We start from the raw sequence: 8,989 nt of genomic DNA, 5'->3' as shown, positions 1-8,989 counted from the left end.
ACGGCGCCGGGAACAGGCCCTCGTCTGTCTGGAACGTCTGGAACACACCTCCGCGGAGGCCCCGTCGACGGGCTCCGGTCAGACCGCGGCCGGCGTCTTCACGCCCGCCTGCTCCGGGGCGACGGCCTTCGGCGCGTCCTCCTCGTACAGGTCGCCGGAGGGGTTGTTGTACGCCGCGACGTCCAGGATCTTCTCCCGTGCGGCGACCACCACCGGCACCAGCGCCTGGCCGGCGACGTTCGTAGCTGTACCTTAAACACCTACGTTGCACACCGTGATCATTCGCGCTCAGGGGGTGGCCATGCCCAAGGCTACGAGGGTCGGCATCTACGTTCGCATCAGCAAGGATCGCAAGGGCCAGGAACTCGGCATCCAGCGTCAGGAGAAGGCCTGCCGGGAACTGTGTGACCGCCTCGGGTGGACGGTCCTCAAGGTCTACCCGGAGAACGACGTCTCGGCGTCCACCACCAGCCGGAAGCCCCGGCCGGTCTACACCGAGATGATGAAGGACGCCCGATCCGGGGTCATCGACGCCATCGTCGTCTACTCGATCGACCGTCTCACCCGTCGCATCACCGAGCTGACCAGTTTCCTGGAGGAGCAGAAGGAGTGCGGCTTCGCCTTCGCCACGACTGAGGGCGAGGACACGTCCAGCGCTTCCGGACGCATGATCCTCACGATCAAGGGCGCGGTCGCACAGCAGGAGACCGAGCGTATGGCGGAGCGGGTCAACTCGGCTCTGCTCCAGCGCCGCGAGAAGGGCAAGCCGCACGCCGGCGGGCCCCGCGTGTTCGGATTCGAAGCCGGCTCCGGGTTTCAGCGGGTCGTAGCGGAGGAGGTCGAGCTGATCCGGCTCGGCTACGACATGCTCATGGACCGCAAGACGCCCGGCGACGTCGCCCGTGTCTGGAACGACAAGGGGGCGCGGTCATCCGCCAGCGGGACCGTGTGGACGCCCCACAAGGTCAAGCGCGTATACCGGTCCGAGCGCGTCGGCGGCATCGTCACCTACAAGGGCCAGGTGCTTGGCGACAGCATCTATCCGCATCCACTCACCAAGGAGGAGTGGGAGAACGTCCAAGCCGTCCTGGACGGCCGCGCGACCCCGGTGGCCAAGGGGTCCGGAAAGCGGAAGCACCTGTACTCGGGCTTCCTGAAGTGCGGCGGTTGCGGCTCCGTGATGGCGATCCAGTGGACCAGCGACAAGACGCGGACGTTCCGGCAGACCCGGTGCCACACCGGCAGAACGGGAGCCGACGGTCGTATCGCCTGTGGCAAGATCAGCCGGGCTTACACCTGGATTGAAGAGCAGCTCAACAAGGTGGTGGAGGCGGCGCTCATCGCCCGCCAGCCGAAGATCACCCCCTCCGAGTCTAGCGTCGACCTGACCGGCGACATCTCGCGAATTGAGGAGCGAATCCGCCTGCTGCGGCTCCGATGGAAGGGGCAAAAGTTGGAGGACGAGGACTACTTCGACGCCCTGGGTCACCTTCGCACGGAGTTGCAGGCCTTGCGGGCCCAGGAGGCCGCCGCCGCAGTCGCCCAGTCCCACACCGAGGTGGACGCGCTTGCCGTCTGGCGCGACGACACGATGCAGAACCTCGAACGCCGCAGGGCCATCGTGGCGACCGTGATTTCGGAGGTCGAGGTGTACAGCATCGGCCGAGGTCGGCGGAAGCCTCCGGAGCTCGACTCGATCAATGTTGTTCCGGTCGGGCAGCGGCCCCCAGCTGAGGAGCACACACCCGCCGACGCTCACTGACGTACCCCGCCACAACCCCGGAGAGCTGCGCGTCGTAGTCCTCCGGGGGCACCCACCGCGAAAGGATCTCCGCGATCCAGTCCGCCACCAGGTCACTCGCCGGAGCAGTCACGACCGCTCACCCGCTGACTGCCTGGCGATCTCCCGATTGGTGGCGAGGTCTTCGGTGATTCCGGCGGCGATGAGTGCTTCGGCAGGGCTGTGGCCGGTCCCGATGAAGCGCCAAACGGATTCGGTGATGGTTTCGTTGTCCCAGTCGGCGTACAGGTCCCGGGTGCCGGCCAGGGCTCGGGCGTGTTCAGCGCGGTCGGCACGTAGCTGTCCATAGGTGGTGGAGTACGCCCGCGTCTTGGTGAGGCAGTGGCCTCGGTAGCCGAGCATGTGGGCCCAGGCGCGAAGGCGCAGGTGCTCCAGTTCGGGCAGGCCGCCGAGGTGCCAAGCGGTCGAGACCAGCGCACGGATGTGCGGCGTCACGTGCAGTGCCCGTATCTCCGCCAGGGATGTGATGCGGCGGTCGACGGCACCAGCAGTCTCTGCGCTTTTGCTCGTGTACTTGGCGACGTAGGCGGCTACCGCGTCGTCGGTGAGCCGTCCGCCGGTCCCGTTGGTGAGGGGGTGGGCGTCGAGTTGGGTGCCGAAGCTGAATCGCCCGCCGCCGTAGGCCGCCGAGTGGGGGCAGGGCAGTGCGACGGCGGCGACCGCCCTATTGACCGTCTCAAGGAGGAGGTCCGTTGTTGCCCAGGGCGGGGGTGCCGATGCGGGCCCGTCGGAGCCGTCGAGGCGGATGACGGCGTGGAAGTGGACGGCGCCGCGCTTCTGGTACTCGGCAACCTTGGTGGCCGAGACGCGGACCAGGGTTCGCACCTGCGACCGGCCGATGCCTGCCCGGGCGGCGACGTGGTGGTAGAGGTTGTCTCGGAAGGCCTTCCATAGCACCGGGGCCATGGCGTTCCAGAGGACGTGGCCGGGGTAGTCGTAGCAGTCTGCGCAGAGCGGCTGTCCGATCAGCGGGTCAGCGCCGGGGTGGGTTCGGCCTCAGCCGTGGCGTCCGCCGTGTTCGCAGGGGCGGCGCCGGGGCGGGTGGCAGTCGCCGGCGCGGTGGACCGGGCCGAAGGAGGGGGCGGTCAGGGTGACGAACAGCCGCGGGTGTGTCCGGACCGTTTCGGGGATGCCTTTGCCACCGATGAGGCCGGAGCGGACGAGGTGGAAAGTGTCGCCGCTGTGTTCGCGGGCGCAGGAGGGGCAGCGGGCGGCCCGTCGGTTGCGGCAGCGGACTGCGAGTCGGCCGCCGGGTTCGGTGGCGGTGGTGTAGTGGCGCAGGACTTCGCCGGTGTCGGCGTCGAGGGTGGTGGTGTGGCCGGTGAGGTAGATCGGTTCGGCGCAGCCGCCGGTGGCGCGGATCTGTTCCAGCCAGCGGTTCAGGTCCGGCATTTCACCGAGGCGGACCAAGTCTCGATCAACAAGGGGTAGTTGGCGCAGCCGCGCCTCCCGGTTGAGGAGGGCGCGGCGTGCGGTGGGGTCGGTGTACGGGTTGGTGCTGGGGCGGGTCATGGTGGGTGTCTCCAGGGCCAGGGTTCGCCGGGCCCCGGCCGGGCCTTGGGTGTGGTGGCTCGGCCGGGGGTGGCGTTGGGGTGGGTGGAGCGGGTCCGGCGGGTGGGGCCGCCGGTGCGGGTTGGGTGGGTTGGCACGGGGATCACGTCTTTCAGGTGGTGTGGGTGAGGCCTTGGACGAGCCAGGTGACGGCGTAGGCGACGGGGTCGGCCCAGCCGATGCGGTCGAGGTAGATGCCGAGGATGCCGACGAGGAGCACGTGCCAGAGCTTGAGTTCGCCGGAGCGGACGAGGAGAAAGGTGACGAGGGCCATGACGGCGGTGAGGATGAGGGCGGCGCCCATCAGACGTAGACCCCTTCGTCGGGTTCGGGCGTGTGGAGGCCGGGCCAGGACGGGGCGAGGCGGGCGTACTTGCGGGCCATGCGCCTGGCCTGTTCGGGGGTGATGTGGATCGAGCGGGCCCGGAGCCACTGGCCGTCGGCGTCGGTGGTGATGGCGACGCCCTGTTCGGCGAGGGTGATCCGCTGTGCGGCGGCGAGGGCGTCCTTGTTGAGGTCGCCGAGGGCCATCTCCGCTGTGCCGGGGTCGCTCACGCGGTGGCAGATGCGGCCGGCCAGCTGCGCCCGCAGGGCGGTGACGCCGGGGCCGAGGTCGGAGCCGACCCGTTGCCCGGCGACGACGAGGTGGACGCCGAGGGCCGCGCCGAGCTGGGCGAGCCTGAGGAGATTAGTGGAGATCTCCCCGACTTCGGCATTGTCCTCCCTGGTGGCCATGAGGTACAGCTCTGCGACTTCGTCCACGATGACGACGATGGGTGTCTTGCGGAGCTTGGCCGGCAGGTCCCAGATCGAGCGGGCGCCGACCGAGCGGCACAACTGCATCCGCGCTTCGGTCTCCGCCACCAGCTCGGCCAGGAGCCGCGCCGCCTCCGCCCGCGTCGAGGCCAGGGCCGACAACCGGTCCTCGAAGAGGGACAGTTCCATGCCGCCCTTGAGGTCGATGCCGAACAGGGCGACGCGTTGCGGGGCGAGTTCCTTCACCAGCGAGGCGATCAGGGTGGACTTGCCGGAGCGGGTCGCGCCGACGATCAGCCAGTGCGGCGCCTTCCGGAAGTCGATCACCCAGGCCCGGCCGTCCTCCAACAGGCCGACCACCGCCCGCAGTGCGCGCTGCTTCAGCTGGTAGGGCACGACGGGCGCCCGCAGCGGGTCCCAAGCGAGCGCGGACAAGGTGACGAACCCGCGGTCGTCGGAGAACAGCCGGACCGCGTGGACCCGCCAGGCGTGCGTCAGCGCATCGGCAGTGGAGAGAAAGTGCTCCGGAACCTGCCCGGGGTGGAGGCGTACCGTCACGTCCAGGCCGCCGCGCCGCAGCTTCGGCAAGCCGATCCGGGGCGGGACCGGCCGCAGCGGATCACCCCTCACCACCATGTCCCCGAGCAGCACCCGCCCGGGGCGCTTGGCCACCGCGAGTCCGAGGTTCGTCGTCAGCCGCCGCCAGGTCAGGCGGACCCGGACAACAGTCACGGGGTAGCCGACCAGGCACCACCACACGTACGGGTAGTTGCGCCGAAGCCCCGGGCCGGTGCTGAGCAGGACGAGCACCAGGGCGAGCACCATCACCCAGAGCAGCTGAGCAAGCATCATCACCGTCCCCCGTTCTCGATCGCCGTGTTGTGGGCTTCGGTCTCCAGGTCGCGGGCCTGACCAGCGGCCTTGATGGCGACGACGGCGATGTGGTCGAAGAGCTGGGCGCCGCTGTCGTCGGGGGCGAACGGGTCGACTTCTTCGGCCAGGTCGCCGAGTTCGCGCAGCAGGCCGCGTAGACGCACGCGCATCGCGCCGCTCATCAGGCGTCGCCGCCCTTGCGGGAGGCCGCCGGGGCCGATGCGGGCGTGGGGACGGGGGTGATCGCGTCGGCCCGGAAGGACAGGCCGTGCCGATCCCCCATGGCCCAGGAGAAGGCGGTCAGGCCGGTGACGTGCACCCGCACGCCCTCCACGACGCCGACCGGTTCGCCGGACACGCTGATCTCGATGATCGAGGCCCGCCGGCCGTCCTGCCGGACAGCGACACCGACCGTGTAGACGGTCTGTCCGTCCCGGTCCTTCCTGATCTCGCCGGTCTCGCGGTTCGCGATCCTCGCTTCGGGGGCAACGATGCAGGTCATCGTGCCGAGCCGGGTTCCGTCCACGGGAATGGACTGCATGAGAGCACGCTCCAGGGTCACCAAAGGCAGCATGACGTAAGTCGTCAAACGTACTTACCTTTGCAGACATGATGATGGGCTACCTTGACGCCCCGACGCAAGCGATTCATGCTTACGTTTAACGGCTAGCGACTGACGACAGACCTAGAGATGCCGCCCGACCAGGGCAAACGACCACGCGAACCCTCGAAAACGACACAGCACACGCGAAGCGGGCCACTCTTCGGCGCCCGCGACAAGGGGTCAACACCATGGCGATCATTCGGAACGAGGCCCTGCACAAGCAGGTGGCGGCAGCGATGCGGCAGGCGATCGCCGCCGGCGAATGGCCACCCGGCACGCAGCTGCCCACGGAGACCGACCTCGCCGAGAAGTACGGTGTCTCCCGGCCCACCGTCCGCCTCGCGGTCGCCGCACTGCGCAGCGAAGGCCAGCTGGATGTGAAGCAGGGACGGGGAACCTTCGTCCGCACCACCGTCCACGGCCCAGCCAACTCCTTGGAGCGCACGGTGACGAACCGGGGCGGCATCTATGAGACGCCCATCGACGCGTGGTTCAGGCAAGCTGAAGAGCCCGCCGTCTACCGGATTCGGACCGATGCGATTACGGCGCCCTTGTTGGAGATGGAGCACGACGAGCTGATGATCGGCTGCGACCGCCTGATCACCGACCCCACCAACGACGGCCGCGCCCTCCACCGCCTACTCATGCCGATGGAGCGCATCGAGGACACCCAACTCGCCGAACACCCTGGAGTGACCCCGGCCGAGGCCTACGCGACACTGGCCGCCGCCGGACACGAACTCGCCTGGCACGAGCGGGTCAGCGCCCGCGTCCCTCAGCCCGACGAGCGCGAGACCCTCCGCCTGTCCGAGGCCGCCGTCCTGCTGGTCGTCCACCGCATCACCTACGACCAAACCACCGGCATTCCTCTGCTGCTCGAAGAGACCAGGCTCGGCGCTGAGACCACCGGCCTGACCTACAACATCGAGGCCGCCAAGCCCAAGCGCGCCGCCCGGACAACCAAGACTGCCCGTTAGCTCGATCTTTGACCCTTGCGGCGGGGTCGGTGGGCAACTGGCATCTATCAGTCCTGATGCCCGTCCGGCCGGGCGCGAGGCCAATCCCGGCCGCGCGGACCGGGCCGCACAGCTGAACCGCCCGCCACACTCAGCGCCGTGAGCCGGTGAGGTAATCGGTGGCCCTCAAGGTGCTCCTCGAACTCGAATCCGCCACCAGAACCGCCTGGCAGCCGGGGAGAAAGAACACAGGCGCCACAGCGCCAATCCCCACGACTGGCTGGGCTGAGCTTCCACGCGTGCGCACTGCCACCGGAAAGTCAGGCCGGCCGGGGTCGGTCCTGCGGATGCGTGTCATATCGTTTCCGGGGTATCCGTGCGCCGAAATCGGGTTGCTCAGACGACGGGGGCGGTGTGAGGCACAGTGCTGCACGAAAACGAGGACCAGTCACTGGTTCGCCGCCCGATCATGTCGGCCCTCGCCTTCGAGGGCAGCGAACCGGTCTCCACGGCCCGCAGCGCGGCTCGCCACTTCCTCACCGACCTGCAGGCAACGCACGGCATCCTGGCTTTGTTCACGAGAACCGACAGCACCTGTACACGAGATCGGGAGGCGTCGGCGGCGCGTCGTGTTCGATGTTCATGAGAAACGACAGCGGCCCCAGCGCGCCGTGCCGTCGCAGGGTCGCACCTCGGGAAGTCGCGATGACGCCCCAAGTGGCTCTGAGGAGTGTTCCGACTCCGTGACATTCGGTCACGGAGTCTGCGGAAGAATCCGTTTGGCGGACCATGGCGATCACTGCTAGGTTTCCCGGAGGCCGTGCGAGAGAACGAGGAGGTGGTACCCGTGAACGCAGTATCGACATGGGTGCTCCCCTCCGGGGTCACGGTCGGGCGATAGGTCGTCCGGGAGCGCCGTTTCAGAGCACTCCCGAAAGGCACGACCATGCACTTCACTTCTGAGCAGCGCTTCGACGACGGTGTCCTCGAGCGCGAGTTCACCCTCGGCGAGATCCCCGGCTTCCTGTGGACGCCCGAGTCCGCGTCCGCATCCGCACCGGCGTCGCTGATCCTTATCAGCCCGCCGCCGCTCGGACTGGGCAAGATGTACCCCCGGCTCGCGGGGCGGGCCCGGTACTACGCGGCGAAGTACGGCTTCGCCGTGGCCACCATCGAGCTCCCCGGGAGCGGTGACCGGCCCCGTCTGGCCGCCCTCGACCAGGCCCGCACCGACCTGCGCCGGGTGATCGAGGCCGGCGAGCCGGTCAGCGGCGAGATTGTCGACGCCCTCATCCTCCCGCTGGTCGAGAAGGCCGTCCCGGAATGGCGGACCACCCTGGACGCTCTCCTTGCGCTGCCCGAGATCGGCGGCCCGGTCGGGTACGAGGGGGGCATCATCTCCATCGGCATCCGGCTGGCGGCGGTCGAGCCGCGCATCGCGGCCGCCGGTCTCTTCGCCGGGAGCTTCGTGCCCGCCGCCATGTTCGAGGAGGCCCGCGAGGTCACCATTCCGCTGCAGATGCTGCTGCAGTGGGACGACGAAGCGAACGACCGGCAGGCGGCCCTGGACCTGTTCGACGCCTTCGGCTCGAAGGAGAAGACCCTGCACGCCAACATGGGCGGGCACACCGGCGTCCCGCAGCATGAACTCGAGTCCGGGGCCCGGTTCTTCGCCCGGCACCTGAAGTGAGACGGGGCCGCCAGGCCACCAAGAGACGATAAGCCTGCTGGCCAGGGCGCTGTTCGTCGTTTGCCGCGGGCCCCTGCCAACCGGGGCCCGCGGTGCCCGACGCCCATGAACTGTTCGATTCCTGTACAGCTTCGAGTGCCGCCCAAACTCGTGTACAAGTGCTGTCGGTTCTCGTGAACAAAGCCAGCATCCCGGTCTCCGAGCGCGCAATGGGCATCGTGCAGCTGGTCGTCAGCGAGCTGGTCACCAACGCCCACAAGTACGCGCCCGGTCCCTGCTTGCTGGACCTGGAGATCAGCAGCGGCGCCGTCCAGATCAGCGTCTGGGACACTGACCCGACACTGCCCGCCGCCTGTCCCCCAGACCCGACGCGGGTCGGGCAGCACGGCCTGGAGATCGTCATGAAGGTGTGCCAGAGCTTCGAGGTGCGCCGCGAGCCGGTGGGCAAGCGCGTCAGGGTCACCATCATGCTGGCCGACGACCCCGGTGGAGATCCAGCCGGCCTCCTGCTGTGACCGTTCCCAGCCGCCGGAACCTCGGCGAGGCGCCTACCGACCCTCTAGCTGGTCAAGATCTCGAACGCCGCACCGCAGCTACCGCCTTGAGGTAACAAAGGCCGAGGACCACGTGGACCACTCCGGGAACGGTAGCTGGTTCTCCCTGGGGGCTGTCGCCGGATCGCCGGCATGGGCTACGCGGCGGAGGGCGACGTGGACGAGATCGTCAACGCCGCCCAGGCGGAGATCTACGCCGTCACC

8 protein-coding genes and 2 pseudogenes are annotated in these 8,989 nt (G+C 68.7%); 4 read left to right on the top strand and 6 right to left on the bottom strand.

Going from position 1 to position 8,989, the window contains the following annotated elements:
• Positions 1–78: 78 nt before the first annotated feature.
• Positions 79–249, bottom strand: a pseudogene (locus tag ABT247_RS28755) (dicarboxylate/amino acid:cation symporter); the annotation flags it as partial.
• A 25-nt stretch (positions 250–274) separates the two neighbouring features.
• On the opposite strand from ABT247_RS28755, the gene ABT247_RS28750 reads away from it, so the two are divergent.
• Complete coding sequence (locus ABT247_RS28750; protein WP_350748080.1) at positions 275–1,762, top strand: recombinase family protein; 1,488 nt, start codon at positions 275–277, stop codon at positions 1,760–1,762.
• A gap of 108 nt (positions 1,763–1,870) precedes the next feature.
• Here ABT247_RS28750 and ABT247_RS28745 read toward each other — a convergent pair.
• From ABT247_RS28745 to ABT247_RS28725, 5 genes and pseudogenes are all read right to left on the bottom strand, one after another.
• Positions 1,871–3,193: pseudogene (locus tag ABT247_RS28745) on the bottom strand (replication initiator).
• Between the two features lie 271 nt (positions 3,194–3,464).
• Positions 3,465–3,656: a hypothetical protein gene (locus tag ABT247_RS28740; RefSeq protein WP_350748071.1), complete on the bottom strand. Its 192-nt coding sequence runs from the start codon at positions 3,654–3,656 to the stop codon at positions 3,465–3,467.
• A complete protein-coding gene (locus ABT247_RS28735; protein ID WP_502892520.1) occupies positions 3,656–4,960 on the bottom strand; it encodes an FtsK/SpoIIIE domain-containing protein in 1,305 nt (434 codons plus the stop codon). The genes ABT247_RS28740 and ABT247_RS28735 overlap by 1 nt, the downstream gene beginning before the upstream one ends.
• Complete coding sequence (locus tag ABT247_RS28730; RefSeq protein ID WP_350748068.1) at positions 4,960–5,151, bottom strand: hypothetical protein; 192 nt, start codon at positions 5,149–5,151, stop codon at positions 4,960–4,962. Before ABT247_RS28730 ends, ABT247_RS28735 begins: the two co-directional genes overlap by 1 nt.
• A gap of 11 nt (positions 5,152–5,162) precedes the next feature.
• Entirely contained in the window at positions 5,163–5,522 is a 360-nt protein-coding gene (locus ABT247_RS28725) for an SCO3933 family regulatory protein (protein WP_350748066.1), read from the bottom strand.
• Between the two features lie 251 nt (positions 5,523–5,773).
• On the opposite strand from ABT247_RS28725, the gene ABT247_RS28720 reads away from it, so the two are divergent.
• From ABT247_RS28720 to ABT247_RS28710, 3 genes are all read left to right on the top strand, one after another.
• Positions 5,774–6,562, top strand: a complete 789-nt coding sequence (locus tag ABT247_RS28720; protein WP_350748063.1) for a GntR family transcriptional regulator — start codon at positions 5,774–5,776, stop codon at positions 6,560–6,562.
• A gap of 925 nt (positions 6,563–7,487) precedes the next feature.
• Positions 7,488–8,231: a dienelactone hydrolase family protein gene (locus ABT247_RS28715; protein WP_350748060.1), complete on the top strand. Its 744-nt coding sequence runs from the start codon at positions 7,488–7,490 to the stop codon at positions 8,229–8,231.
• Between the two features lie 158 nt (positions 8,232–8,389).
• Complete coding sequence (locus tag ABT247_RS28710) at positions 8,390–8,746, top strand: ATP-binding protein (protein WP_502892519.1); 357 nt, start codon at positions 8,390–8,392, stop codon at positions 8,744–8,746.
• The last annotated feature ends 243 nt before the right edge of the window (positions 8,747–8,989 follow it).

It is taken from the genome of Kitasatospora sp. NPDC001539, assembly GCF_040298565.1.
In the GTDB taxonomy this organism is placed as follows: Bacteria; Actinomycetota; Actinomycetes; order Streptomycetales; family Streptomycetaceae; genus Kitasatospora.
Note: the sequence above shows the minus strand (reverse complement) of the source record. Positions and strands in the feature narration are given on the sequence as shown.

Excerpts from the sequence above, each read along its gene's own strand:
- ABT247_RS28725 (WP_350748066.1), bottom strand. The coding sequence starts at position 5,522 with ATGCAGTCCATTCCCGTGGACGGAACCCGGCTCGGCACGATGACCTGC.
- ABT247_RS28740 (WP_350748071.1), bottom strand. The coding sequence starts at position 3,656 with ATGGGCGCCGCCCTCATCCTCACCGCCGTCATGGCCCTCGTCACCTTT.
- ABT247_RS28720 (WP_350748063.1), top strand. The coding sequence starts at position 5,774 with ATGGCGATCATTCGGAACGAGGCCCTGCACAAGCAGGTGGCGGCAGCG.
- ABT247_RS28715 (WP_350748060.1), top strand. The coding sequence starts at position 7,488 with ATGCACTTCACTTCTGAGCAGCGCTTCGACGACGGTGTCCTCGAGCGC.
- ABT247_RS28735 (WP_502892520.1), bottom strand. The coding sequence starts at position 4,960 with ATGATGCTTGCTCAGCTGCTCTGGGTGATGGTGCTCGCCCTGGTGCTC.
- ABT247_RS28730 (WP_350748068.1), bottom strand. The coding sequence starts at position 5,151 with ATGCGCGTGCGTCTACGCGGCCTGCTGCGCGAACTCGGCGACCTGGCC.